Source organism: Cupriavidus sp. YR651, from assembly GCF_900101625.1.
GTDB lineage: Bacteria > Pseudomonadota > Gammaproteobacteria > Burkholderiales > Burkholderiaceae > Cupriavidus.
Genome location: NZ_FMYZ01000005.1, coordinates 366,102 through 390,734, shown reverse-complemented (window position 1 = coordinate 390,734; position 24,633 = coordinate 366,102). Strand labels below are relative to the sequence as shown.

Annotated in this window: 22 protein-coding genes and 1 tRNA gene; 7 read left to right on the top strand and 16 right to left on the bottom strand. The window is 65.9% G+C overall.

Translation table 11 applies throughout. The features are described from left to right. The first annotated feature begins 139 nt into the window (after positions 1–139). Positions 140–1,324 carry a D-alanyl-D-alanine endopeptidase gene (gene pbpG, locus BLR29_RS16820; protein WP_092138142.1) on the top strand — a complete coding sequence of 395 codons (1,185 nt, stop codon included), beginning with the start codon at positions 140–142 and terminating at the stop codon, positions 1,322–1,324. Between the two features lie 78 nt (positions 1,325–1,402). Here pbpG and BLR29_RS16815 read toward each other — a convergent pair whose 3' ends face one another. Beyond that, positions 1,403–2,188, bottom strand: coding sequence for an IclR family transcriptional regulator (locus BLR29_RS16815; RefSeq protein ID WP_092138141.1), 786 nt, complete (start codon positions 2,186–2,188; stop codon positions 1,403–1,405). Positions 2,189–2,424: 236 nt separating this feature from the next. Here BLR29_RS16815 and BLR29_RS16810 point away from each other — a divergent pair, with 236 nt between their 5' ends. The 3 genes from BLR29_RS16810 (at position 2,425) to BLR29_RS16800 (ending at position 4,945) form a co-directional block, all read left to right on the top strand. Then, on the top strand, positions 2,425–3,162 hold the full coding sequence (locus BLR29_RS16810) for a (Fe-S)-binding protein (RefSeq protein WP_092138140.1): 738 nt from the start codon (positions 2,425–2,427) through the stop codon (positions 3,160–3,162). Positions 3,163–3,269: 107 nt separating this feature from the next. Next, on the top strand, positions 3,270–4,682 hold the full coding sequence (locus tag BLR29_RS16805) for a LutB/LldF family L-lactate oxidation iron-sulfur protein (RefSeq protein WP_092138139.1): 1,413 nt from the start codon (positions 3,270–3,272) through the stop codon (positions 4,680–4,682). Then, a complete protein-coding gene (locus BLR29_RS16800; protein WP_092138138.1) occupies positions 4,679–4,945 on the top strand; it encodes a hypothetical protein in 267 nt (88 codons plus the stop codon). The genes BLR29_RS16805 and BLR29_RS16800 overlap by 4 nt, the downstream gene beginning before the upstream one ends. Before the next feature lie 172 nt (positions 4,946–5,117). Here BLR29_RS16800 and BLR29_RS16795 read toward each other — a convergent pair whose 3' ends face one another. The 15 genes from BLR29_RS16795 to BLR29_RS16725 form a co-directional block, all read right to left on the bottom strand. Further along, on the bottom strand, positions 5,118–5,912 hold the full coding sequence (locus BLR29_RS16795; RefSeq protein ID WP_092138137.1) for an ABC transporter ATP-binding protein: 795 nt from the start codon (positions 5,910–5,912) through the stop codon (positions 5,118–5,120). A 1-nt stretch (position 5,913) separates the two neighbouring features. Further along, complete coding sequence (locus tag BLR29_RS16790; protein WP_092138136.1) at positions 5,914–6,810, bottom strand: ABC transporter permease; 897 nt, start codon at positions 6,808–6,810, stop codon at positions 5,914–5,916. Between the two features lie 200 nt (positions 6,811–7,010). Continuing rightward, positions 7,011–7,991: an ABC transporter substrate-binding protein gene (locus BLR29_RS16785; protein ID WP_092138135.1), complete on the bottom strand. Its 981-nt coding sequence runs from the start codon at positions 7,989–7,991 to the stop codon at positions 7,011–7,013. 293 nt (positions 7,992–8,284) lie between these two features. After that, on the bottom strand, positions 8,285–9,343 hold the full coding sequence (locus BLR29_RS16780) for an aldo/keto reductase (RefSeq protein ID WP_092138134.1): 1,059 nt from the start codon (positions 9,341–9,343) through the stop codon (positions 8,285–8,287). A gap of 138 nt (positions 9,344–9,481) precedes the next feature. After that, positions 9,482–10,525, bottom strand: a complete 1,044-nt coding sequence (locus BLR29_RS16775) for a quinone-dependent dihydroorotate dehydrogenase (protein ID WP_092138133.1) — start codon at positions 10,523–10,525, stop codon at positions 9,482–9,484. A 186-nt stretch (positions 10,526–10,711) separates the two neighbouring features. Beyond that, positions 10,712–11,515, bottom strand: a complete 804-nt coding sequence (locus BLR29_RS16770) for an arginyltransferase (RefSeq protein WP_092138132.1) — start codon at positions 11,513–11,515, stop codon at positions 10,712–10,714. Positions 11,516–11,855: 340 nt separating this feature from the next. After that, positions 11,856–12,599 (bottom strand): leucyl/phenylalanyl-tRNA--protein transferase, encoded by a 744-nt coding sequence (gene aat / locus BLR29_RS16765; RefSeq protein WP_092138131.1) that lies wholly within the window; start codon positions 12,597–12,599, stop codon positions 11,856–11,858. Between the two features lie 25 nt (positions 12,600–12,624). Beyond that, positions 12,625–13,209 carry an NUDIX hydrolase gene (locus BLR29_RS16760; RefSeq protein WP_092138130.1) on the bottom strand — a complete coding sequence of 195 codons (585 nt, stop codon included), beginning with the start codon at positions 13,207–13,209 and terminating at the stop codon, positions 12,625–12,627. Positions 13,210–13,426: 217 nt separating this feature from the next. Next, positions 13,427–13,502: transfer RNA gene (locus BLR29_RS16755), tRNA-Met, on the bottom strand. A 123-nt stretch (positions 13,503–13,625) separates the two neighbouring features. Continuing rightward, the gene (locus tag BLR29_RS16750) at positions 13,626–14,378 is read right to left on the bottom strand and encodes an RES family NAD+ phosphorylase (protein WP_176860974.1); all 753 of its coding nucleotides are present in this window, start codon (positions 14,376–14,378) and stop codon (positions 13,626–13,628) included. Next, on the bottom strand, positions 14,338–14,727 hold the full coding sequence (locus tag BLR29_RS16745) for an MbcA/ParS/Xre antitoxin family protein (RefSeq protein ID WP_092138128.1): 390 nt from the start codon (positions 14,725–14,727) through the stop codon (positions 14,338–14,340). The genes BLR29_RS16750 and BLR29_RS16745 overlap by 41 nt, the downstream gene beginning before the upstream one ends. 101 nt (positions 14,728–14,828) lie before the next feature. Further along, positions 14,829–16,091 (bottom strand): benzoyl-CoA 2,3-epoxidase subunit BoxA, encoded by a 1,263-nt coding sequence (gene boxA / locus BLR29_RS16740; protein WP_092138127.1) that lies wholly within the window; start codon positions 16,089–16,091, stop codon positions 14,829–14,831. Between the two features lie 67 nt (positions 16,092–16,158). Further along, positions 16,159–17,586 (bottom strand): benzoyl-CoA 2,3-epoxidase subunit BoxB, encoded by a 1,428-nt coding sequence (boxB, locus tag BLR29_RS16735; protein WP_092138126.1) that lies wholly within the window; start codon positions 17,584–17,586, stop codon positions 16,159–16,161. Positions 17,587–17,639: 53 nt separating this feature from the next. After that, positions 17,640–19,337, bottom strand: coding sequence for a 2,3-epoxybenzoyl-CoA dihydrolase (gene boxC / locus BLR29_RS16730; protein WP_092138125.1), 1,698 nt, complete (start codon positions 19,335–19,337; stop codon positions 17,640–17,642). A gap of 172 nt (positions 19,338–19,509) precedes the next feature. Next, positions 19,510–20,448 carry a helix-turn-helix transcriptional regulator gene (locus BLR29_RS16725; protein ID WP_092138124.1) on the bottom strand — a complete coding sequence of 313 codons (939 nt, stop codon included), beginning with the start codon at positions 20,446–20,448 and terminating at the stop codon, positions 19,510–19,512. A 319-nt stretch (positions 20,449–20,767) separates the two neighbouring features. On the opposite strand from BLR29_RS16725, the gene BLR29_RS16720 reads away from it, so the two are divergent. The 3 genes from BLR29_RS16720 (at position 20,768) to BLR29_RS16710 (ending at position 24,618) form a co-directional block, all read left to right on the top strand. Beyond that, positions 20,768–22,483 carry a benzoate-CoA ligase family protein gene (locus tag BLR29_RS16720; RefSeq protein ID WP_092138123.1) on the top strand — a complete coding sequence of 572 codons (1,716 nt, stop codon included), beginning with the start codon at positions 20,768–20,770 and terminating at the stop codon, positions 22,481–22,483. A gap of 28 nt (positions 22,484–22,511) precedes the next feature. Next, the gene (locus BLR29_RS16715) at positions 22,512–23,327 is read left to right on the top strand and encodes an alpha/beta fold hydrolase (protein WP_092138122.1); all 816 of its coding nucleotides are present in this window, start codon (positions 22,512–22,514) and stop codon (positions 23,325–23,327) included. A 97-nt stretch (positions 23,328–23,424) separates the two neighbouring features. Then, on the top strand, positions 23,425–24,618 hold the full coding sequence (locus BLR29_RS16710; protein WP_092138121.1) for an ABC transporter substrate-binding protein: 1,194 nt from the start codon (positions 23,425–23,427) through the stop codon (positions 24,616–24,618). The last annotated feature ends 15 nt before the right edge of the window (positions 24,619–24,633 follow it).

Sequence of the window (24,633 nt, the reverse complement as noted above, 5' to 3'; positions counted from 1 at the left end):
TGATCTAATCGTCTCATTTCCCGTAATGTGGAAATGTATGCGAATCGAACTTTAAAGAGGCTTCGTAAGTCATTAATCTTGCTAACAATTTGTTATTTTCCTAAACTAGCGCAATTCCTATGCCGCGCTGAACAGAATCATGTTCCGGTCCGACCCTAATATGCCCCGACTCTTCGGCCTCTCCCAACTGACCGCCATCGCGACGACCGCGCTGGTGTCTGTTGCCTTGCTGGCCGCGCCGGCCACGTACGCAGCGACGAAGTCGACTGCGACGAAAACCTCGGCGAAAAAGCCAGTAAAAGCTACCAAATCCTCTAAAAAAGTCGCGAGCGCGCAAGCGGAAGCTGCGCCGTCACGAAAGGTGATCGTCCTGCGGGGCGGCAAGCGCACCGTGGTCGCCAGCCGCGCGGCGCCAGTGCGAGCCGTCTTCGTGCCAGCCAAGCCGTCGCTGGCCGAGGCCATGGGCCTGCGCGATACGGAAGACGCACTTGCGTTGCGTTCCTCCGTGGCGCTGGTGATGGATCAGAACACCAACGAGGTGCTGTTCCAGAAAAATCCGACTGCCGTGCTGCCGATCGCCTCGATCACCAAGCTGATGACGGCCGTGGTAGTGATGGATTCGCACCTGCCGATGGACGAAGTGCTGACGGTGAGCGAAGAAGATCGCGATACCGAGAAGCACAGCAGCTCGCGCCTGCGCTTTGGCACGCAGCTGACCCGCCAGGAGCTGCTGCTGCTGGCGCTGATGTCGTCGGAGAACCGCGCCGCGTCGGTGCTGGGTCGCAGCTACCCGGGCGGCCTGCCGGCATTTGTGGGAGCGATGAACCGCAAGGCACGCGAGCTCGGCATGAATGACAGCCACTTCGTGGATTCCAGTGGCCTGTCCAGCAGCAACGTCTCGAGCGCGATGGATCTGGCCCGCCTGGTCAATGCCGCGTATCGCAACCCGACCATCCGCGAGTTCTCGACCCAGACCGAACACGAAGTGAACGTCCTGGGCCGCACGCAGCACTACGTCAGCACCAACCGCCTGGTGCGCGGCGGCAACTGGGAGATCGGCCTGCAGAAGACCGGTTTCATCTCGGAAGCGGGCCAATGCCTGGTGATGCAGGCGCGCGTCAACGATCGCAACGTGGTGATGGTGTTCCTGGATTCCGTGGGCAAGCTGTCGCGCTTTGCCGATGCCACGCGCGTGCGCAACTGGCTCGAGCATTCGCCGGCAACGCCGACGCAACAGCGTCCGTTCCCGTCGTCCCCAAACCTTACGCAGGGTCCCCACACGCCTCAGGCGATCCTGGTCTCGCAGCAGGCACGCGGCACCTGACAGGTCGCCGCAGCCAATTGAAAACGCGCCGCGGGCAGAAGCCCGACGGCGCGTTTTTTTATGGTCCGCAGGGGGGAGTCAGGCAGCGGCTTCGACCACGTAGCCCATGCCGCGAGAGATCTGCAGCGCGGTGTCCTTGAGGTTCTGCAGCCAGCTGTCCTGCAGGCGGTCCGCGGGGGCTGACAGCGACAGACCCGCCACAAGGCGCCGCGAGTCGTCATAGATGCCGGCCGCGATGCAGCGCACACCGAGTTCCAGTTCCTCGTTGTCGCGGGCATAGCCGTTGGTACGCACCCAGCTCAGCTCGCGCTCCAGCTTGGAGATGTCCGTGATCGACGTACGCGTATGGCCAGCCAGTCCGGTGCGCGTGGCGTAGTTGCGCACCCGGGCCGATTCGTCGGCGGCCAGGAACAGCTTGCCGACCGATGTCAGATGCAGCGGCGCGCGTCCGCCAATGGCGCGCACCACCTGCATGCCGGAGCGTTCGCTGTAGGCGCGCTCGATGTAGACAATCTCGTCGCCCTGCCGCACGGACAGGTTGACGGTCTGCCCCGTGACGCGGTGCAGCGCGCGCATCGGCGCCAGGGCCGCGTCGCGCACCGACAGGCGCGCCTTGACCAGATTGCCCAGTTCCAGCAGGCGCATGCCCAGCCGATAGCTTCCCGGATCGGATCGGTCTACGAACCGGCACGCCACCATGTCGTTCAGGATGCGGTGGGCGGTGGACGGGTGGAGGCCGGTGGCCAGGGAGAGTTCTTTCAGGCTGACGGGATCCGCGTGCTGGGCCAGTGCGTCCAGCAGCGTCATCATGCGTTCGATCACCTGGATTGAAGTCTTGCCGGGTGACTTGTCTGCTTCTGCCATAGGGAAAATGTTGCCGTGCGGCAAATTAAGCGGTTGCCTGATTCTATCTCACATCGTGAAAATTTCAATAGATGAAAAGTGATTACCGAGGTCATCCTCGGGTGGGGTAGCAAATGGCCGGCGCGTGCATGAGCCGTGTTGTGCATCACGCTGAACAAGTTTGCGGCGCGTGCTGCCCGCAGCAACGGGCCGAAGGCGCATAATTGCGAGGTTTCGGGTCTGGAAAAAGGGAAGCGATGCGAATCGGACTGTTCGCCACCTGTCTGGTGGACCTCATGCGGCCGGAGATCGGGTTTTCCGTGCTGAAGCTGCTGGAATCCGCGGGCTATGAGGTGATGGTGCCGGAGGCGCAGACCTGCTGCGGACAGCCGTCGTACAACTCGGGCGAGCGCGTCGTATCGCGGGACCTCGCCGAGAAATTCCTGCGCGAGTTCGAAATGTTCGACTACGTAGTGGTGCCGTCCGGCTCCTGCGGGGGCATGATTCGCCACCACTATCAGGACTTGCTGCGCGACGATCCCGAACTCCACGGCCGCTATGAGCGCCTGCGCGAGCGCGTGTACGAGCTGACCGATTTCCTGGTCAATGTGGCAAAGATCGAGGCGCTGGATCCCGCACTGGGTCCCGGATTCGCCGGCCATATCACCTACCACGACTCCTGCTCGGGCCTGCGCGAGCTGGGTGTCAAGCAGCAGCCGCGCGCGCTGCTGGGCAAGCTGCCCGGCGTGCAACTGACCGAGATGAAGGACTGCGAGGCCTGCTGCGGCTTTGGCGGGACGTTCTCGGTCAAGTACGGCAACATTTCCACGGCCATCGTCGACGAGAAGTGCGCCAACATCCAGGCCAGCGGCGCCGATGCCGTAGTGCTGGGCGACCTGGGCTGCATGCTCAATATCGAAGGGCGGCTGCGCCGGTCCGGCGATACGCGCACGCGCGTGCTCCATATCGCCCAGGTCCTTGCCGGCGACGCCTGACGACGACCCCTTGCGGCCAGAAGGCGATCCCCCAAGGCGATTCCCCCAAGGCGAACCCCCCAAGGCGAACCCCTAACCAAGCGAACAGCACCAAGCGAGCCCCCGCGATGCAAGTTCACAGCATGGAATTCAAGGCGCGTGCCGGCCAGAAGCTGGCCGACCAGCGCCTGCAGCAGAACCTCAAGAAGCTCTCCACCAAATTCGTGACGGCGCGGGCCGATGCCATTCGCGACATCGATTTCGATGCCACGCGTGCCGCGCTGAAAGAGCGTCGCAATCGCGCGCTGGAAAACCTGGACGTGTGGCTGGCGACGTTCGAAGAAAACGCCACACGCCGTGGCGCCACGGTGTTGTTTGCCGAAACCACGGCCGATGCGGCGAAGCTCGTGGCCGAGATCGCCCGGAACCACGGCGTGAAGAAGGTCATCAAGAGCAAGTCGATGGTGACCGAGGAGATGCGCCTGAACCAGGTGCTGGGCGAGATGGGCGTGCAGAGTATCGAGACCGATCTGGGCGAGTACATCCTGCAGATCAACGATGCCGAGCCGCCGTCGCACATCATTGCGCCGGTCATCCACAAGGACAAGGACGAGATTGCAGATCTCTTTGCCAAGGTCCACAACAAGCCGCGCCTGACGGACATCCCCGAGATGACGCGCGAGGCCCGCGAGGTGCTACGGCCCGAGTTCCTCTCCGCCGACATGGGGGTGACGGGTGGCAACTTCATCATTGCCGAGACGGGCTCGGTGGCGGTGGTGACCAACGAGGGCAACGAGGGCATGTGCACGATCATGCCGCGGGTGCACGTGGCCGTGACCGGTATCGAGAAAGTGTTGCCGACGCTGGAAGACCTGGCCACCGTGATGCGGCTGCTGCCGCGCTCGGCGACGGGGCAGGCCATCTCGAACTATTTCTCGATTCTCACCGGACCGCGCGCCGAGGGTGAGCGCGATGGTCCCGAGCACATGTACTTCGTGCTGGTCGATGGTGGCCGCAGCGGGCTGATCGGCGGCGAATTCCAGGAGATGCTGCGCTGCATTCGCTGTGGCGCCTGCATGAATCATTGTCCGGTCTACCAGAAGATCGGCGGCCACGCCTACGGTTGGGTCTATCCCGGTCCGATGGGCAGCGTTCTGACGCCGAGCTATGTGGGGCTGGCCAACGCCGTGGACCTGCCGCAGGCGGCGACACTGTGCGGCGAATGCAATCGCGTGTGTCCGGCGTCGATTCCGTTGTCGGACCTGTTGCGCAAGCTGCGCGAAAAGCAGATGGAGCGCGGCTTGCGGCCATGGCAGGAGCGCGCGGCGCTGCAGGTCTGGGGGTACATTGCCCGACGCCCCGAACTCTATGCGTTCGCGACCCGGATGGGCGCGCGCATCCTGGCGCGCATGGGCGGGCGCAGCAAGCTCATCGCCAGCCTGCCGATGGCCGGCAAGGGCTGGACGGACACCCGGGACATGCCGGCGCCGGCCGGCCGGACGTTCCGCGAGCTTTACAAGGAAAGGAGGGCGCGGTCATGAGCGCGAATCAGGAATCGCTGGCTGCCATGCGGGTGGCGCTGGACCAGCATCTGGCTGGCGCATTGCCGGTGGCGGATCTCGTGGCCACGTGGCGCGGCTCGGCCAGCGGATTGTCATTGCCCCCGGTGTTCGGCCAGGCGATGGAGGAATTGCTGCGCCGGATGGAGATGTCGGCCGTGTTTGCGCAGGACAGTTGTTCATTCTCCAGCACTGCCGTGACGGATCAACTGAAGCGGTGGCTCGATAAGGCCGCCACGGTCTGAGGGATCGCCGGGGTACGACCCCAGGGCGACGATCCGGGGCATTGTCGATAGCGCCCCGGAGAAAAGAAGGGCTGGCACATGCCAGCCCTTTCTTGTTGCCTGTCTGTCTATCCGCCAGTCTGTCGCCCGTTCCCCACGCGCGACATGCGCCAACTGCGCGGCAGGCGCGGCGTCAGCCCAGCAGCAGTGCGTCGTCGTCCAGTTGCTCGTGGCGCGTTTGCTCGAACATCTTGAGCAGGTCGGGCACGTCGAGCCCCTTGCGCTGATCGCCAGACACATCCAGCACGACCTGGCCCTGGTGCAGCATCACGGTGCGCTGGCCGTAGTCCAGCGCCTGGCGCATCGAGTGCGTCACCATCATCGTCGTCAGCTTGCTGTCTTCCACGATGCGCGCCGTCAGTTCCAGCACGAAAGCCGCGGTCTTGGGGTCCAGTGCCGCCGTATGTTCATCCAGCAGCAGGATGCGCGACGGCTGCAGCGATGCCATCAGCAGGCTGACCGCTTGCCGTTGACCACCAGATAGCAGGCCGATCCGGTCCGTCAGTCGGTTTTCCAGCCCCAGGTTCAGCAGGCGCAACTTGTCGCGGAACAGTTCGCGCGATGCCTTGTTCAGCGCCGGGCGGAAACCGCGCCGCGAGCCACGCGCCATGGCGAGCGCCATGTTTTCCTCGATCGTCAGCGCCTCGCAGGTGCCTGCCATCGGGTCCTGGAACACGCGCGCCACCAGGTGAGCGCGATCCCAGGCGGGCTGGCGCGTCACGTCGGTATCGTCGATCGTGATGCGGCCGCTATCGACCATCTGGTCGCCGCTGATCGCATTGAGGAAGGTCGACTTGCCGGCGCCGTTGGAGCCGATCACGGCCACGAACTGGCCGCTCGGGATTTCCAGGTTCAGGCCGCGCAGCGCGCGGTTTTCGATCGGTGTGCCCGGGTTGAAGGTCAGCTTCAGGTCTTGTGCGCGCAGCATCTCAGGCACCTCCGTTCTTGCGGGCAAACAGCTTCTTGCGTGTGGCCGGCAGCACCAGGGCCAGCGTCACCAGTGCGGCGGTCACCAGGTTCAGATCCTGCGCCTTGAGGCCGATGAACTCGGTGTTCAGCGCCAGCGCGATGAAGAATCGATAGAGGATGGCGCCCAGCACCACGGCCAGCGTCACGAGGACCAGGCGGCGCGCCGGCAGGATCGTCTCGCCGATGATGACCGCGGCCAGGCCGATCACGATCGTGCCGATACCCATCGAGATATCGGAACCGCCTTGTGTCTGCGCAAACAGCGCGCCGGCCAGGGCCACCAGGGCATTGGACAGCGCCATGCCGGCCAGCGTGGCACGGCCGGTCGGCACGCCCTGCGCACGCGCCATGCGCGGGTTGGCGCCCGTCGCGCGCATGGCCAGGCCAAGCTGCGAGGAGAAGAACCAGTCCAGCGCGATCTTCGCCAGCACGACGACCACGAACAGCACCAGCGGACGCAGCACGTAGTCCGGCATCCACTCGGGCTGCAGGATCGTGAACATCGTCGGCTCGGTGATCAACGGGACATTGGGGCGGCCCATGATGCGCAGGTTGACCGAGTACAGCGCGATCATCATCAGGATACTGGCGAGCAGATCCATGATCTTGAGGCGCACGTTCAGCCAGCCGGTGATGAAGCCCGCCAGCGCGCCGGCGAAGATCGCCACCAGCGTGGCCAGGAACGGGTCCTGGCCGGCGGAGATCAGCGTGGCGGCCACGGCGCCGCCCAACGGGAAGCTGCCGTCGACGGTCAGGTCGGGGAAGTTCAGGATGCGGAACGAGATCAGCACCCCGAGGGCCACGAGGCTGAAGATCAGGCCGATCTCCAGGGCGCCCAGAAGGGAAAAGAGGGACATGGGGAAATCCTGTTGCGGGTTCCGGTCCGGTGCCCGCGCGTCGGGTTGGTGGCGGGCTGGCGGGTGCCGGATTCGGGTGCCACGGCGGCGGCCCGGTCGGGCGGTGCGTCGTGGCGTCCGGGCTGGCCCGGATAGGGCCACGGGGGCGCGTCAGGCCATGCGACGGAGGTTCCGCCGTCGCACGGCAACTGCAGCGGGTCTTACTTGATAACGGTCTTGGCTTCCTTCACCAGGTCCGGGGCCAGCGTCACGCCTTGCTTCTCGGCGGCGCTCGTGTTCACGAACAACTCGAGATTGTCCGAGGTCTGCGAGGCAATCGCGCCCGGCTTTTCGCCCTTCAGGATGCGCACCACGACCTTGCCGGTCTGGTGGCCAAGGTCGCCATAGTTGATGCCCAGCGCGGCGATGGCGCCACGCTTCACGCTGTCGGTGTCAGCGGCCACCAGCGGGATCTTCGACTCGTTGGCCACCTTCACCAGCGCCTCATACGCGGACACCACGTTGTTGTCGGTGTTCGTGTAGATCACGTCCACCTTGCCGATCAGGCTCTTGGCGGCCGGACCGATGTCGACCGTACGCGGGGCGGCGGCTTCCTTGAGCGACAGGCCCTGCTTGGCCAGCATCTCCTTCAGTTCCTTCACGACCACGACCGAGTTGGCTTCGCCCGGGTTGTAGACCATGCCCACGGTCTTGACCTTGGGCACCACGCGCTTGATCAGGGCGACCTGCTTGTCCAGCGGGAGCTTGTCCGATACGCCGGTCACGTTGGTGCCCGACGCGCCCCAGCCCTTCACCAGCTGGGCGGCCACGGGATCGGTCACGCCCGAGTACACCACGGGCACGGACTTGGTGGCAGCCACCACGGCCTGGGCCGAGGGGGTGGCGATGGCCACGATCGCGCTCGGCTGGTCGCCCACGAACTTGCGGGCGATCTGGGCGGCGGTGCCGGTGTTGCCCTGGGCGCTCTGGTATTCCCACTTCAGGTTCTTGTCGGCGTCGTAGCCGGCGGCCTTCAGTTCGTCGCGCACGCCGTCGCGGATGGCGTCGAGCGCGGGGTGATCGACGATCGACAGGACCTTCACGGTCGGGGCGGTCTGGGCCTGTACGGCGCCGCTGTAGAGCAGGGCCAGGGCGACCGCGCTGCCGAGAATGGTTTGGGTGGATGCCTTGAGACGCAGCATGTAATTGTTCTCCCCCGAAGGATCGGTTCTTTGGTCAGCCGCGATGGGTCATGGGACCGTCGTCCTGGGCAGGTGGCCGCCGGGACGTCAAGGCGTACCTCAGGGCAACCCGGCCGGTCCGTGGCGGACGCATCGCGCCCCGGCGGCAGGGCGGAGGCGTGCGTGGTCGCATCGGATACGACGACGAGAAGGCTGGGAGGATACCATTTTCGCCGCGCCGGTGGCTCTCTTTTAGTGCTGCGCGGCGGCATATCCTGCTGAAAAACGCCTCAAGGGGCGAGGCGTGCCGCAAATTATTGCGCCGGATTGTGGATTTCGGCGTGAATGCGCTGGATGGCCGTTACCACTTCGTCCGGCAGTTTCACGTCCCACGCATCGATGTTTTCCCTGAGCTGCCCGAGGTCGGTGGCGCCGATGATCGTGCTGGCGGCGAACCAGCGCGAATAGGCCCAGGCCAGCGCCATCGTGGCGCCCGACATGCCATGCGCACGCGCCAGTTCGACGTAGCGGGCGGCTGCCGCGATCGTCTCCGGACGCATGTAGCGCGGGCTCCAGTCGGCGGAAAAACGTGTCAGGCGGCCCACTGCATCCGGGTTGAAGACGGGCTGCCGCGCGTCGCCGGTCAGGTACTTGCCGGTCAGCTGGCCAAAGCCGAGGGGGCTGTAGACCAGCAGGCTGACGTCGCTGCGGAAGCAGGCTTCGTCCAGTCCCTGCTCGAAGCTGCGGTTGAGCAGGTTGTAGGGGTTCTGGATGGTCGGGATGCGCGGCAGGCCGTGCAGTTCGGCCTGCTTGATGAACTCGGCCACCCCCCACGGCGTTTCGTTGGACACGCCGACGTAGCGGATCTTGCCGGCGCGCACCAGGTCGCTCATGGCTTCCAGCTGCGACGCGACCGATGGGCACGCGCGCTCGGCGTCCGGGTTGAAGCTTTTCTGGCCGAAGATCGGCGCGTTGCGGGCCGGCCAGTGGATCTGGTACAGGTCGATATGGTCCGTCTGCAGGCGCCGGAGCGAATCTTCCGCTGCCGCGCGGATGCTGTCCGGCGTGAAGTCGCCACCATTGCGGATCCACGGATTGCGCGCCGGGCCGGCCACCTTGCTGGCCAGCACCACGCGGTCGCGCGGCTGCGTCTTCAGCCAGGTGCCGATGATGCGTTCCGTGCTGCCGTAGGTCTCGGCGCGCGGCTTGACCGGGTACATCTCGGCCGTGTCGATGAAGTTGATGCCGCGCGAGAGCGCGTAGTCGAGCTGGCTATGGCCCTCGGCCTCGGTGTTCTGCTCGCCAAAGGTCATGGTGCCCAGGCAGATGCGTGAGACCTCGAGGTCGCTGCGGCCGAGTCGGATCTTTTCCATATCTTTTCTCCCTGTTATCCGCTGTCGCCTATCCCCCTTGTGCCCTTTGCGCCCGTGTCTCGTCCCTCAGGCATACCGGAATACCGGACGGCGCGCCGGACCGGGCGGGGAGGCAACCCGGTCGGCCGTCAGCATGCCTCAAATGCGCTGGCCGCGCAGCGCGGCGGCGCAATCGCGCACCAGCGCGGGGCCGCGGTAGATCAGGCCGCTGTAGACCTGCACGAGCTGCGCGCCCGCGTCGATCTTGGCGCGGGCATCGGCGCCGCCGAAGATGCCGCCCACGCCGATAATCGGCACCGCTTCGCCGACCACGGCGCGCAGGCCGCGCACCACGCGTGTGGAGGCTTCGAACACGGGCCGGCCCGACAGGCCGCCGGCTTCCTCGGCGTGCGGCAGGCCCTTGACGGCATCGCGCGAGATCGTGGTGTTGGTGGCGATGACGCCGTCGATCTTGTGGCGCACCAGCGCGTCGCCGATGTTGCCGATCTGGTCGTCGTCCAGGTCCGGCGCGATCTTCAGCGCCACGGGCACATAGCGCTTGTGCTGGTCGGCCAGGCGCTGCTGCGCCGCCTTGAGCGTGGAGAGCAGGCTGTCCAGCTCGCTCGCGCCTTGCAACTGGCGCAGATTCTTGGTGTTCGGCGACGAGATGTTCACCGTGACGTAGCTGGCGTGCGGGTAGACGCGCTCCAGGCAGTGCAGGTAGTCATCTGCCGCGCGTTCGATCGGCGTATCGGCGTTCTTGCCGATGTTCAACCCCAGGACGCCGCCCTCCGCCTTCCAGCGCGATGCGCTGACATTGGCGATAAAGGCATCGACGCCGCCATTGTTGAAGCCCATGCGGTTGATCAGCGCATCGGCCTGCGGCAGGCGGAACATGCGCGGACGCGGGTTGCCCTGCTGGGCGCGCGGGGTGACCGTGCCGACTTCGATGAAGCCGAAGCCAAATGCGGCCAGGCCGTCGATATAGGCGCCATCCTTGTCCAGGCCAGCGGCCAGGCCGACGGGATTCGGGAAGCGGATGCCCATCACGGTGCGCGGATCGTCGGCAATCGCGTTGCCGATGCAACCGGCGAGACCCATGCGCTGGGCGCGCATCAGGTTGTTCAGGGTGAAATGGTGGGCGTCTTCCGCATCCATCGAGAAGAGGGCGGGACGAAACAGGGGATAGAGCGCGTTGAGCACGAGGGTGGGGCGCGGCCGTGGCCGGCGTGGAGTCTGAGCCAAGGCGGCATTGTAGCGGCTGGCGGACGGTGGCGGCCCGTTGGCGCAGCGGGGTGTCCGTCGACCGGCCAGCGGTGCCGCCCATTGAATCGTCCATCGAATTGCCTGTCGAGTTGCCGGCGAGACGTGATGCTGCGACGGTGTCCGCTATTCCTGCGCGGGGCCCGGCTCCGGTCGGGTGGGGGGCACGGGAGCGGCGGCGTCGCCCTCGCCCTCGAATGCGTGCCACTGGTTGCCGGTCAGCACCTGCAGGGGGCGGAAACGCGCCTTGTACGCCATCTTGCGGCTGTCGGCGATCCAGTAGCCGAGGTACAGGTGTGGCAGGCCCAGTTCACGCGTCTGGTTGATTTGCCAGAGGATGTTGTAGGTGCCATAGCTGGTACCCAGCGCCAGCGAGTCATAGAACGTGTAGACCGAGGACAGGCCGTCGTCGAGCACATCGATCATGCTGACCATGCGCAGCCTGCCAGCTTCCGGGGACCCGGGCGGCTCGCGGAATTCCACCAGGCGGGAGTTGACGCGACTCTGCAACAGGAACTGTTCGTACTGGTCGCGGCTGTCCTGATCCATGCCGCCGCCGGCGTGCCGCATTGACTGATAGAGCAGGTACAGCGCGTAGTGCTCTTCGACGTACGTCAGCGGCGCCACCAGCGCCTGCAGGCCCTGGTGCTGTCTCCAGGCCCGGCGCTGGCTGCGGTCCGGCTGGAACTGGTCGACGAGTACCCGGCAGGGCGTGCATGCGCGGCATTCGTCGCAATACGGTCGGTAAGTGAAGATGCCGCTGCGCCGGAAGCCGGCCCGGACCAGACGCGAATAGACATCGGCGTTGATCAGGTGAGCGGGCGTCGCCACCTGCGAGCGGGCCATGCGGCCGTCCAGATAGCTGCAAGCGTAGGGCGCCGTCGCATAAAACTGCAGCGCGGATAGCGGAAGTTCCTTGAGCTTGCTCATGACGTCGAATAGAAGCCTGGCGCGGCCGTCACCGTAGATCGCACGGGGCGAGGGGGCGGGTGGCGGACGATGCCCGGTGGTCGGGTCCTGTCTGGAGTCTATCAGAGCAAAACCGCGCGCGTCTGCAGCGGGACGTGCGGTGCGCAAATTTGAGTGCGTGACGGGCGTGGCGAGAATGGAGGAAGCGGAGGGCGCAATCCCGCGATTCCACAAACCTCGCCCGGCAGCCTGCGCGGTGAGATGTCTGCCGATCCGGAATGTGAGTCGCCTTCCACTTGAAAGGTCTTGGGTGAGCGCGCATGCATGCCGGTGCGCGTCCCGATGCGTTGGCTCGTGCGGACTACGCGCCGTTGCCGCTTGCCCACTGCGCCAGTACCGACTTGTCGAACTGCCACGGCACGATATCGGGCTGCATGGAGGCGGCGCGTACGTGGGCGACGAAATCCGACCGGGCGATCGGCCGTGCGCCGAGTGACGCCAGATGATCGGTCTCCTGCTGGCAGTCGATCATCGTCACGCCGTGGCCGTCCAGGAATGCGCAAAGCGCGGCGAGCGCGATCTTCGACGCATCGGTGCGATGGGCAAACATCGACTCGCCGTAGAACATTCGGCCCAGTGCCACGCCGTAAAGACCACCCACGCATTCGCCCTGATACCAGGCTTCCACGGAATGGGCGAGGCCGTTGCGGTGGAGTGCCCCGTAGGCGGCGACGATATCGTCGGTGATCCATGTACCGAATTGACCGTCGCGCGGTGTCATGGCGCAGGAGCGCATGACGGCGAGGAAATCGTTGTCCACATGGATTTCCCAGTCTGGATCGCGCAGCGTGCGACGCAGCGTCTTGCGCAGCGAGGCGGAAACCTTCAGCGCACGCGGGGCGAGCACCATGCGTGGATCGGTGCTCCACCAGAGCACGGGCTGTCCTTCGGAATACCAGGGGAAGATGCCTTGCCGGTAGGCCAGCAGCAGGCGCTGCGGCGACAGGTCGCGGCTGGCGGCCAGCAAGCCGGGCGCGTCACTGGCGGAGCCCAGTGCCCGGTCGACGGGCGGAAACGGGTCCTGCGGGTCCAGCCAGGTGATCATGCGTCTGACGCGGGGCGGGGCGCCCTCAGGGGGTAACGGTGGCTCGGCTCGTCAGCGGCCGCATCGGCTTGTCGATGTCGAGGCTATGCAGGCGGAAGCTGCCATCCGCAAGCTTGCCAGCCGCGCGATCGGCAAAGAAGCAGCGCAGCGTGTGGATGACGGTCGGGAAGGCCAGGTCGTCCCACGGCACATCGGCTTCATCCACCAGCTTCACTTCCAGGCTTTCCTCGCCCGGGGCGATGTCGAGATCATCCAGTTGTGCCAGGTAGAACAGATGGACCTGATGCACATGCGGCACGTTCAGGATCGAAAACAGCTCGCCAACCTGCACGCGGGCGCCGGCTTCTTCCAGCGTCTCGCGCGAGGCGGCCTGCGCCGTTGTCTCGCCGATCTCCATGAAGCCGGCCGGCAGCGTCCAGAACCCGTAGCGGGGTTCGATGGCGCGCTTGCAGATCAGGATCTTGTCTTCCCAGACCGGGATGGTGCCGACGACATTGCGCGGGTTCACATAGTGGATCGTGCCGCAGCCGTCGCATACGCTGCGCGGGCGATTGTCGCCATCGGGTACGCGCAGTACCACCGCATGACCACAGTTCGAGCAGAATTTCATGAGGGGCGTCCGGAAGGAATGGCGCCAAGTGTATCACCGCGCCGGGCGGCGGCCCCAGTGTGGATGTTGCCGTGCGAACGAATCCCGCAGGGGGCCACGCAGTGCATCGCATGGGCAACAAGCGGGCAACCCGGGATCGCAACAGGACGGCAGAGGACAACAAAAAACGGGCAACAAAAAACCCGCCATGTGGCGGGTTTGGTGTACGACGGGTTGTTGGTTGCGGGGGCAGGACTTGAACCTGCGACCTTCGGGTTATGAGCCCGACGAGCTGCCAACTGCTCCACCCCGCGTCCGTCGAAGCTGAGAGTATATGGCAACTGTTTGCGCATTGCAACAGTTCATTTGCTCAGCCTGCAATGACGCGCCATTTGGCGCGCCATCACTAGATTGGATTGCCGCGCGTGCACCGTGGTTCAGGTTGATTTCGGACTTTCGGTTGTGCGCTGCCACAGGGCGGCTTCGAATTCGAAGCTGTCGCGTTGCTGCAGGTCGTCGCGTTGCCAGATCACACGATCGCGGCGCACCGTCAGCATCCAGGTGGTGGTGGCCAGTGGATTCGGATGGTCGAACGCGCGCGGCGTCAGCACGGCGGCGCAGGGGCCGCGTTCCGGATCGCGCACGGACATGTACCGGATCAGGCCGATGCCAGCCTCCCGTGCAATCCGGCCAAAGTCCTGGCAGGACGCGTGATCGTCGGGGTTGGTCCAGCGAGCCGCGTCCTCGGCGAATGGCGGGGCATCGAGGGCCACGCCGTCAGTCTTTACGCTGACCTGGAACAGCGTCTGCGCGCGGGCGTCGATGCGCGGCAGGGCGGGGCTGTCCAGCAGGAAGCGCCAGCGCCAGTAGCCCAGTTCCGCACAGGCGGTGCGGATGGCATCGGCGCCGTAGAACACGCCCGGGTCCTGTCCGCCACGGAAGCGGGAGCCCCAGGGCGATGGCGGATAACGGAATGGCGTGAAAATCAGGTAGTGAAGATGGCGGGCGTCGGGCGGAATGACAGGCTTGCCGGCATCGAGCACCGCTTCCAGCACCGCCTGTTCTTCCAGGCTGTCCACGAGCGGCATGGTCGATACCACGTGCTGGGCCTCCACGGCCCGCCATAGCGTGAGCGCGAACGGCTTGCGCTCAGATGCGACCGCGGGTGGCGTCCAGGTAGTGAACGACACGTACGAGACCCTCAGTCGTGCGGATCAGCTCCAGCGGTTTTCCGCCGAGCGCGAGATTGTCATGGGTAAGCCAGAGACGGGCCTGCTCGTCGTGGCCCAGGATGGCATCGAGCGACCGGAACAGGCGGACGAACAGCACACCGAATTCCCACTCCTTGCGATGCGTATCGAGCACATAGCCGCCCGAGGCCATGCGCGATACCGAAGCCGTGCTGATGCCGAGCACGCTGGCCACGATGGCCTGGCTGATGCCAAGGAAGGCGGCCGCACGCATGACGGCCTTGGTGAGCGTGGTGCCGGGGTCGGGGCCGCCGACGGGTTCAGTCTCCGGAAGATGGCTGGTTTGCATCGCCTATGCTCCTGTTTCTTGAGAAACATTATAGGCGCCCAGTTTCAGAAGGGAAGTGCGAAACGCGGGCGATGCCGGGCCATCGGCGGCGATAAAAGTGCTTAATAAGTCTCTATATGAAGGCGGCCTTCCGCGCGCAATGTGGCTTCCAGGTCCTGCCAGGATTGTCCGGCCGCGGCGCAGACCTCGGCGAATGCCGCCAGCACGCCATCCTCCATGCCTTTCAGACCGCAGATATAGACGTAGCCGTTCGGATCCGCCAGCAGCGCGGCCGTCTCGGATGCCGCTTCCCGAATGGCGTCCTGCACGTATCGGCGCGGCACCTCCGGATCCCGGGAAAAGGCGAAGTGGATATCCAGGAAGTCCCTGGGCAGTTTCAGCAAGGGACCGAAGTACGGCAGTTCCTGCTGGTTGCGGGCGCCGAAAAACAACATCCGCCGGCCGCCAAAGTGCGCCATGTTGCGGCGCATGCGCTCGGTCATCGCCCGCATCGGGGCGGACCCCGTGCCCGTGCAGATCATCATCACGCTGGCTTCGCGGTGGTTCGGCATCAGGAACGTATTGCCGAAGGGGCCCACCACCTGGACGGTGTCGCCCTTGGCCAGGTCGCACAGGAAGTTCGACGCCACGCCACGCACTGGCTTGCCGTCATGATCCTGGTCCACGCGTTTCACGGTGAGGGCCAGGTTGTTGTAGCCCGGGCGCTCGCCGTCGCGCGGACTCGCCACCGAGTACATGCGGATGTAGTGCGCCTTTCCCGATGCATCGGTGCCCGGCGGCATGATGCCGATCGCCTGACCTTCCAGGATCGGGAAGAAGTGATTGCCGAAGTCCAGCACGATATGGTGAATGTCGCTCGATGCGTCCTCGGCCGTCAGGCGATAGTTGCCGGCGACGGTGGCGGTCAGGGGCTCGCGCACCCCGTGCAGGTTGACATAAGGGTGGGCGGCGGACCACGGGGCCCTGGCCGATGTGTGGCGGCTCGTCTCAACTGCCTGCACGTCCGCAGCGGGCCCCCGGCTGCTTTCCGCCGCGGCGCCGATGACGGCATCGGCCGCGTCGGCTGCTGCGGCGGCATCCATGGCGGCCTCCGGCAGCGGCACCTCGTCCGGCAGTTCATCCCATAGCAGCTGGGCGTCGATCGTGTACGCCTGGCCTTTCAACATCGTGCGCCAGTTGTCGATCGCGCCGGTCGGGCAGGGCGACAGGCACGCATTGCAGCCGTTGCAGACGTCCGCCTTGACCACATAGTTGCGGTCGTCGTGGGTGATGGCGTCGATCGGGCATGTGTCTTCGCAGGTGTTGCAGCGAATGCAGATTTCCGGATCGATCAGGTGCTGCTTGATGATTTCGGGGGCGCCCATGGTTGTCTCCGTCTGTCGGCCGGGGCACGCGCCCCGGCCCTGCGGCCTTGTGGTGTGGCTGGTTGCCTCAATTAAAGCGCACGTACTCGAAGTCCATGGGCTGGCGGTTGATGCCGACGGCCGGCGGCGCGATCCAGTTGGCGTAGCGGCCCGGTTCCACGACGCGGCCCATCAGCGAGGCCACGAAGGCGCGGTCCTCGTCCGAGGCCAGCCATTTGCGTTCGTTGGCTTGCCATTCGGCTTCGGTCAGCACCTCGCCGGTCGGGGACACGTGCACGTTGGCAAACGTGCCGATCTTGCGGTTGAACGCCTTGTGCGGCACCGTCAGCCGGAACGGAATGCCGGCTTTCTCGATCACCTTGTTCCAGCGCGACACGCCGCCCACGGAATCCTTGATGTAGTCGTCGCGGAGTACTTCGTTGAGCGCATTGAGCATCGGCACCTCGCGCTCGGCCAGCTTGCCGTCTCGCACGTCGAGAATCCGGTACACGTCGCTCTTGAGCACGTGGTCGTCGGCGCGCTTGCCTTCCTCGAAGCGGCCCTTGAGGCCGGCGCTGTAGAACGTGGCCGCATTGGACGACTGGTCGGCGCCAAACAGGTCGATCGTCACGCTGTAGTGAAAATTCAGGTAGCGCTGGATCGTTTCCAGGTCGATCACGCCAGCGGCGCGCACATCGGCGGGGTCCTGGATGTCGCGCTCGCGCATGACCTCGCAGGTGCGCTGTATCACGCGGGACACGCCCGATTCGCCCACGAACATGTGGTGCGCTTCCTCCGTCAGCATGAAGCGCGTCGTGCGCGCCAGCGGATCGAAGCCCGATTCCGCCAGGGCGCAGAGCTGGAACTTGCCGTCGCGATCGGTGAAGTACGTGAACATGAAGAACGACAGCCAGTCCGGCGTACGTTCGTTGAAGGCGCCAAGAATGCGTGGGTTGTCCTCGTCGCCGGACCGTCGGCCCAGCAGCGCCTCGGCTTCCTCGCGGCCGTCGCGGCCGAAGTGGCGGTGCAGCAGGTACACCATCGCCCACAGGTGGCGGCCTTCCTCCACGTTCACCTGGAACAGGTTGCGCAGGTCGTAGAGCGACGGCGCGGTCAGCCCGAGGTGGCGCTGCTGCTCCACGGACGCCGGTTCCGTATCGCCCTGCGTGACGATGATCCGGCGCAGGTTGGCGCGGTGCTCGCCCGGCACTTCCTGCCATGCGGCTTCGCCCTTGTGCTCGCCGAAATGGATCTTGCGCGCCGCATCGGCGGGCTGCAGGAAGATGCCCCAGCGATAGTCGGGCATCTTGACGTGTTCGAAATGCGCCCATCCCGACGGGTCCACGGACACCGCGGTACGCAGGTACACATCGAACTGATGCGACCCCTCCGGTCCCATGTCGCGCCACCAGTCCAGGAACGCCGGCTGCCAGTGCTCGAGCGCGCGCTGCAGCGCGCGGTCGTCCGACAGGTTGACGTTATTTGGAATCTTCTGGCTGTAGTCGATGCTCATGATGCGGGTCTCCTTGGTCTTGTGTGCCAGTCGTATGCCGTCAGGTGGCGGGGTCGTCAGACCCGATCCCAGTCGAAGCGTGCCTTGTTGCCGGTGCCGAACACCTTGAGCGCACCGTGTTCGCCGACCGCGTTGGGCCGGTTGAAGATCCAGTTCTGCCAGGCCGTCAGGCGGCCGAAGATGCGGGTCTCCATGGTTTCCCGGCCGCCAAAGCGCAGGTTGGCCTCCAGCCCGGTCAGGGCGTCCGGGGACAGGCTGGCGCGTTCCTCGATGGCGATGCGGATTTCGTCGTCCCAGTCGATGTCGTCGGGGGACGCGGTGATCAGGCCGAGCGATTCCGCCGCCGGGCCGTCGAGCGGCCGGCCGGCCTGCTCGCGCACGGCGGCGATGGCGTCGGCATCCTCATAGAAGCGCGCGGCCAGGCGCGTCAGCCCGTTCGGCATCGGATAGCGGCCAAAGTTGGCGGCGTCGGCCACCACGCGCGGGGCGGCATCGGGCGTATCGGGCAGTTGCAGCATGTAGGTGCGGTCGGCCGCCAGCGCCAGTTCCAGCAGCGTGCCGGCGAAGCACGATCCAGGTTCGATCAATGCGAACAGGCTGCGCGACGAGACGTCCAGGCGGGCCAGCGTGCGACGCAGCATGCCGAGCGTTTCGCGCACGAACCAATGGCTCGCGTGGGTTTCCATCAGCGCATCGGCGGCCAGCACGTTGGCGGCGTCGCCCTCGGTCTTGAGAATCCACATGCCGATGTCGAGGTGGTTGGCGCGCAACGTGAGGATCGCGTCGTCGAGTTCGCGCGCCATCTTGAGCGGCCACCATTGGGCCCCGGCGGCCAGGATGCCGGCGATGTCGGTCGGCTCGCCGCCGCCCGGTGCGGACACCGTCAGCGTGGCGCGGCGTCCGGCGCGGTCGATGTCCACGCGCACGGTGTCATAGCGATAGCCATCCGCTTCCACGGTGCGGGAAAGCGGCGTCAGCAAGACGCCGGCCTCCCCGGCGGGGCGGTCGCTCTGCGCGGCCAGCGCCTGCGCGCGCTCCTGCACGTAGTCGGCAAAGCGCGCGGGCTTGACCACCTCGTCCACCAGTTTCCAGTCCTTGGCGCGCTGGCCGCGCACGCCTTCCGTGGTCAGGCAGAAGATGTCGGCGTGGTCGCGGCGCACGCGGCGCTTGTCGGTGACGCGCGTCAGGCCGCCCGTGCCGGGCAGCACGCCCAGCAGCGGCACTTCGGGCAGGCTCACGGCCGACGAGCGGTCGTCCACCAGCACGATTTCGTCGCATGCCAGCGCCAGTTCGTAGCCGCCGCCAGCCGTGGTGCCATTGCAGGCGGCGATGAACTTGATGCCCGAGTGCCGGCTGGCATCCTCGATGCCATTGCGGGTCTCGTTGGTGAACTTGCAGAAGTTGACCTTCCATGCGTGGGTGGACTGGCCGAGCATGAAGATGTTGGCGCCCGAGCAAAAGATGCGCTCGCGGGCGCTGGTCATCACCACCGTGCGGACTTCCGGGTGCTCGAAGCGGATGCGCTGCAGCGCATCGTGGAGTTCGATGTCGACGCCGAGATCGTAGGAATTGAGCTTCAGAGCGTAGCCGGGGCGCAGCCCGCCGTCTTCGTCGACATCCATGGAAAGGGTGGCGACAGGGCCGTCGAACGTCAGTTTCCAGTGGCGGTATTGATCGGGGTGACGCTCGAATGTGACGGGTGCGGGGGTCGCGGCGGCCGGGGCAGCCGGCGTCGTGGGGGCGAGGGCCGACATGAGGTGTCTCCTTGATGCACTATAGTGCCTTATGGCTTTGCATGAAATATAGTGCATCGACGGAGGCGATGCAAGGCCGCCCCGCGAGCGGGCAGGGAAAGTCAGGAGGGCCTACGAATGGGACTGCGGAAAGGAGCTACGAGAGGATGGTGGCGTCGGGGCCCTGGGCCGCTCAGGCGCCGACCATCCGCATCTGGGCGAGCAGGGCCTTGAGCGAGGTATCGGCGTCCTGGCCGCTGGTGTCGATCGACACATCGGCCCGTGCGTAAAGCGGCGCGCGCGCCTGCAGGATGCGGCGCAGGTCGGTCATGGCTTCGCGGTTGCCTTCCATGGGGCGCATGTCGCCCTGGGCGACCACACGGGCCATGTGTTCTTCGGGGGAGGTGCGCACCCAGACCGTATAGCAGCGCGACAGCAGCAGGTTGAAGGTGGCTGGCTCCGACACCAGGCTGCCCGGCGTGGCCAGCACCATCGTGTCGTGTTCGCGCAGCACGCGCTCCAGTGCGCGCATCTCGTAGCGGCGATAGGCGGCCTGCCCGTAAAGCGAATGGATCTCGGACAAGCTGGCGCCGGCTTCCTGTTCGATGGCGGTATTCAATTCGACGAACGGCATGCCCTCCGCAGACGCCAGTGCGCGGCCAAGCGTGGATTTGCCGGCGCCACGCAGCCCGATCAGCGCGATGCGGCGATGGCGCGCATCGCGCGACTCGGCTGGCGACAAGGCGTGACGCGCGGCGTCGCGGACACGGGCCAGGTCGCCGGCGGGCAGTTGGGCGAGCCACTGCACGAGCTGGGAAAACTCGGCGGCGCGATGGCCGCTCTGACCGGCCGGATCGGCGTGGCCGTCCACCTCCGCCAGCACGACCGGCAGCGGCACATCCAGCGCGCCGGCCACCTGGCGCAACAGCAGCACCGATGCATTGCCGGTGCCGGTTTCCAGATTGGCCAGATATCGCTCGGAGACACCCGCACCGCGCGCGAGATCCTTGCGCGACATGCCACGCGATGCCCGCAGCGAACGGATCCGGTCCCCCAGTTGCGTGAGGTAGGGATCGCGCTCGCCAGCCGGGCGGGCTTCGGCGTTCAACTGCGGTTCGGGATCGCGGCGCATGCGTGTCGGGGTGCGGTTCGGATGTGGCCAGAGGCCGGGCAGGGCGGCATTATACGTGCGGCGACAGAGCGTCCCGGAGAGCCGGATCAGATCCTGGCAAGCCCTCGGTCGCGCCGTGATCGACGACGACTTTGGCGGATCGGGTCGCCTTGATGCCTGTTATATAGTGCATACCCTTGCTTGCATAATAGTCGATATGAAATAAAATGCATCGACAACGGCGGCCCCAGGGCTGTCGGCACAAGAAGACAACCTGCTGTAGCCATGATGATCCGCGCGACGCCGGCGGACGCCAGAAAATGGCCAGAGGAGTGGAGACATGACGCCCCCGATCACCAGTGCCGCCCCGGCCGTTCCGGCTGCGGCGGCAGGGCTTGCGCGCCCGGCCACATCGATTGCATCTTCCCCACCGGTAACGGACGCCGACGCGATTGTCGCCGTGCTGCCCGCCCGGTACAACGCCGCCGAGGATCTGTTGTCGAGGAACCTCGCCGCCGGCCGTGGCGCCAAGATTGCCTATATCGACGACAACGGCCCGACCACCTTTGCCGGACTCGACGATCGCTGCCGCCGGTTTGCGGGCGCGTTGCAGCAGGCCGGTTTCCGGCGCGAGGAACGCGTGCTGCTATGCGCGCTCGACACCATCGATTTCCCCACCGCATTCCTGGGTTGCCTGCTGGCCGGCGTGGTGCCGGTGGCAGTCAATACGCTTCTGACGGCCGATGACTACGCCTACATGCTGACGCACAGCGGTGCGCGGGCGGTGGTGGTGTCGGCGCCGCTGATGCCGGTCATGCAGGCCGCGATCGCCAAGGCAGGCGTGAGCCCGGATCTCATCGTCGCCGCGCCCGGTGCGGACAATGCGGAGGCTACGGGCGATAGCGCTGGCGACGCCAGGCCCGCCCGCACGGTGGCGAAGATGGTTGCCGCTGCCGACCCGCTCGCCGAAGCCGTGGCCACCGGCCCGGACGACATGGCGTTCTGGCTCTACTCATCCGGTTCCACGGGGCGCCCCAAGGGCACGGTCCACACGCACGCCAACCTGTTCCACACCGCCGACCTCTACGCGCGCCAGGTGCTGGGCCTGCGCGAGGACGACGTGGTGTTCTCCGCCGCCAAGCTGTTCTTTGCCTACGGACTGGGCAACGCGCTGACGTTTCCGCTGTCAGTCGGCGCCACCACGATCCTGATGGCCGAGCGGCCCACGCCACAGGCGGTTTTCCGTCGCCTCACCACGTATCACCCAACCGTTTTCTGCAGCGTGCCGACGCTGTTTGCCGGCATGTTGGCTGCGGCGGACTTGCCACCGCGCGCCGACGTGACGCTGCGCGTGTGTACGTCAGCCGGCGAAGCACTGCCGCGCGACATCGGCGACCGCTTCCTGGCGCATTTCGGCTGCGACATCCTCGACGGCATCGGCTCCACGGAGATGCTGCACATCTTCCTGTCGAATCGTCCCGGCGAGGTGCGCTACGGCACCACGGGCCGACCCGTGCCGGGCTATGCGCTGAAGCTGCTCGACGAGCGCGGCGAACCCTGCGCCGCCGGCGAGATCGGCGATCTCTATATCAAGGGCCCGTCGGCCGCGCTGATGTACTGGTGCAATCGCGAGAAGAGCCGCGACACGTTCGTCGGCGAGTGGACGCGCAGCGGCGACAAGTATGTGCGCGACGAAGAGGGCTACTACACCTATGCTGGCCGCAGCGACGACATGCTCAAGGTGGGTGGCATCTACGTCTCGCCGTTCGAGGTGGAGGCCGCGCTGGCGCAGCACCCGGCCGTGCTGGAAGCGGCCGTCATCGGCGTGGCCGATGCCGACGAGCTGGTGAAGCCGAAAGCCTTCGTGGTACTACGCCCCGGCCAGCAATGGCATGACGGCATGGCGGCCGAGTTGCAGGCGTTCGTCAAGTCACGGCTCGCGCCGTACAAGTATCCGCGTCAGATCGAATGCGTGGAGGAATTGCCCAAGACGGCCACGGGCAAGATCCAGCGCTTCCGGCTGCGCCAGCGCGAGGAAGCCGCGCGGCAGCCCTGAACCCGCAGCGTCCTTCCGCGAGACCGACATGCAAAGCGAACTGGTGACGATTCCGTTCGACGGACGTCGCATCGACATCGAGTGCCAATGGCTGCGTCCGGAGCGTATCCGCCGGCCGCTGGTGGTCTTCCTGCATGAAGGCCTTGGCTCCGTCAGCATGTGGCGCGAATTTCCGCGCCAGCTATGCGAGGCTGGCGACTTTCGCGGGCTGGTGTTTTCCCGCTACGGCTACGGCCGCTCCACGCCACGTCCGCATGCGGAAAAGTGGGGCGTGGATTTCATGCACCGCCAGGCGCGCGAGGCGCTGCCGGCGCTGTTCGATGCGCTCGACATCGGCCCCGGTCGCCGCCATGGCAAGCCCTGGCTGCTCGGCCATAGCGATGGCGGCTCCATCGCGTTGATCCACGCGGCGAGCTTTCCCGATGCCATCGATGGCCTGACCGTGCTGGCGCCGCACATCATCGTGGAAGACATTTCCGTCCGCAGCATCACGGCCACGCGCGAAACCTACCTGACCACCGACCTGCGCAGCAAGCTGGCGCGCCATCATGCCGACGTCGACTCCGCCTTCTGGGGCTGGAACGATATCTGGCTGAACCCCGCGTTCCGGGAATGGGACCTGCGGCCGCTGCTGGACGGCATCCGTTGCCCTGCGCTGGCCGTCCAGGGGGAGGACGACGAATACGGCACGATGGCGCAAATCGAGGGTATCCATCGATATGCCCCGCAGACCGTGCTGCTTAAACTCGCGCGCTGTGGACATTCGCCCCACCGGGACCAGACGGGGGCGTTGACGGCGGCCACGGTGGCGTTTATAACGACACATACTTCAATCCTAAAATAATTCGGCCGACGGGTTGGACACCACGGGTCGGGCATCGCTTGCATGCCCAGGTGTCGCACGGGCCAAACATGGCTTCAGACCACCAGGAGGAGATCCCATGCATCGCATTGCATCGCGCAAGCTGCTGCCCGTCTGTCTGGCCGCCGCCACGCTGCTGGCTGCCGCCGGCGGCGCGCTGGCCCAGAGTGCCCCGGCCGCGTCCGGCAAGATCAAGGTTGGCTTCATGCTGCCGTACACGGGCACGTATGCGGCGCTCGGCACAGCCATCGAAAACGGCTTCCGCATGTATGTGCAGCAGCAGGGTGGCAAGCTCGGCGGGCGCGAGATCGAGTACTTCAAGGTGGACGACGAGTCCGACCCGGCCAAGGCCCCCGAGAACGCCACCAAGCTGATCAAGCGCGACCAGGTCGACGTGGTCGTCGGCACGGTGCACTCGGGCGTGCAGATGGGCATCGTCAAGGTGGCCAAGGAAAACAACACGCTGCTGATCATTCCGAACGCCGGCGTGGACGAGGCCACGGGTCCGCTGTGCGGCCCTAATATCTTCCGTTCGTCGTTCTCCAACTGGCAGCCGGGCTATGCCATGGGCCACGTGCTGGCCGACCGCGGCATGAAGAAGGTGGTCACGCTGACGTGGAAATACGCGGCGGGCGAGCAATCGGTCAAGGGCTTCAAGGAAGCCTTCGAGGCCAAGGGCGGCAAGGTGGTCAAGGAACTGAGCCTGCCGTTCCCCAATGTGGAATTCCAGGCGCTGATCACGGAGGTGGCATCGCTCAAGCCGGATGCCGTGTTCGTGTTCTTTGCCGGTGGCGGCGCGGTCAAGTTCGTGAAGGACTGGCAGGCGGCAGGGCTCAAGGACAAGATTCCGCTGTACGGATCGGGCTTCCTGACCGATGGCACGCTGGAAGCGCAGGGCACCGCCGCACAGGGGCTGGAGACCACGCTGCACTATGCGGATGGCCTGACCAACAACCGCGACAAGGGCTTCCGCCTGGACTACGCCAAGACCTACAAGCTGCAGCCGGACGTGTACGCGGTGCAGGGCTACGACGCCGCGCAGCTGCTGGCCGCCGGCGCCAATGCGGTCAAGGGCGACATGACGCGCAAGCCCGAGGTCATCAAGGCGATGGAGGCCACCCGGGTCGACAGCCCACGCGGCAGCTTCACATTGTCGAAGGCGCATAACCCGGTGCAGGACTTCTATCTGCGCAAGGTCGATGGCCGCGAGAACAAGGTCAGCAGCGTGGCCGTGAAGGCGCTTGCCGACCCTGCACGCGGCTGCCGCCTCTAAGAGGCACTGTCCCGG

Bases quoted from the DNA above. Each gene is read 5' to 3' on its own strand.
- BLR29_RS16770 (WP_092138132.1), bottom strand. From the start codon at position 11,515: ATGAGCAAGCTCAAGGAACTTCCGCTATCCGCGCTGCAGTTTTATGCG.
- BLR29_RS16800 (WP_092138138.1), top strand. From the start codon at position 4,679: ATGAGCGCGAATCAGGAATCGCTGGCTGCCATGCGGGTGGCGCTGGAC.
- BLR29_RS16745 (WP_092138128.1), bottom strand. From the start codon at position 14,727: ATGCAAACCAGCCATCTTCCGGAGACTGAACCCGTCGGCGGCCCCGAC.
- BLR29_RS16795 (WP_092138137.1), bottom strand. From the start codon at position 5,912: ATGCTGCGCGCACAAGACCTGAAGCTGACCTTCAACCCGGGCACACCG.
- aat (WP_092138131.1), bottom strand. From the start codon at position 12,599: ATGATCACCTGGCTGGACCCGCAGGACCCGTTTCCGCCCGTCGACCGG.
- BLR29_RS16760 (WP_092138130.1), bottom strand. From the start codon at position 13,209: ATGAAATTCTGCTCGAACTGTGGTCATGCGGTGGTACTGCGCGTACCC.
- boxC (WP_092138125.1), bottom strand. From the start codon at position 19,337: ATGTCGGCCCTCGCCCCCACGACGCCGGCTGCCCCGGCCGCCGCGACC.
- BLR29_RS16790 (WP_092138136.1), bottom strand. From the start codon at position 6,810: ATGTCCCTCTTTTCCCTTCTGGGCGCCCTGGAGATCGGCCTGATCTTC.
- BLR29_RS16785 (WP_092138135.1), bottom strand. From the start codon at position 7,991: ATGCTGCGTCTCAAGGCATCCACCCAAACCATTCTCGGCAGCGCGGTC.
- BLR29_RS16720 (WP_092138123.1), top strand. From the start codon at position 20,768: ATGACGCCCCCGATCACCAGTGCCGCCCCGGCCGTTCCGGCTGCGGCG.
- BLR29_RS16805 (WP_092138139.1), top strand. From the start codon at position 3,270: ATGCAAGTTCACAGCATGGAATTCAAGGCGCGTGCCGGCCAGAAGCTG.
- BLR29_RS16710 (WP_092138121.1), top strand. From the start codon at position 23,425: ATGCATCGCATTGCATCGCGCAAGCTGCTGCCCGTCTGTCTGGCCGCC.
- BLR29_RS16810 (WP_092138140.1), top strand. From the start codon at position 2,425: ATGCGAATCGGACTGTTCGCCACCTGTCTGGTGGACCTCATGCGGCCG.
- BLR29_RS16780 (WP_092138134.1), bottom strand. From the start codon at position 9,343: ATGGAAAAGATCCGACTCGGCCGCAGCGACCTCGAGGTCTCACGCATC.
- BLR29_RS16725 (WP_092138124.1), bottom strand. From the start codon at position 20,448: ATGCGCCGCGATCCCGAACCGCAGTTGAACGCCGAAGCCCGCCCGGCT.
- BLR29_RS16815 (WP_092138141.1), bottom strand. From the start codon at position 2,188: ATGGCAGAAGCAGACAAGTCACCCGGCAAGACTTCAATCCAGGTGATC.
- boxA (WP_092138127.1), bottom strand. From the start codon at position 16,091: ATGGGCGCCCCCGAAATCATCAAGCAGCACCTGATCGATCCGGAAATC.
- pbpG (WP_092138142.1), top strand. From the start codon at position 140: ATGTTCCGGTCCGACCCTAATATGCCCCGACTCTTCGGCCTCTCCCAA.
- BLR29_RS16715 (WP_092138122.1), top strand. From the start codon at position 22,512: ATGCAAAGCGAACTGGTGACGATTCCGTTCGACGGACGTCGCATCGAC.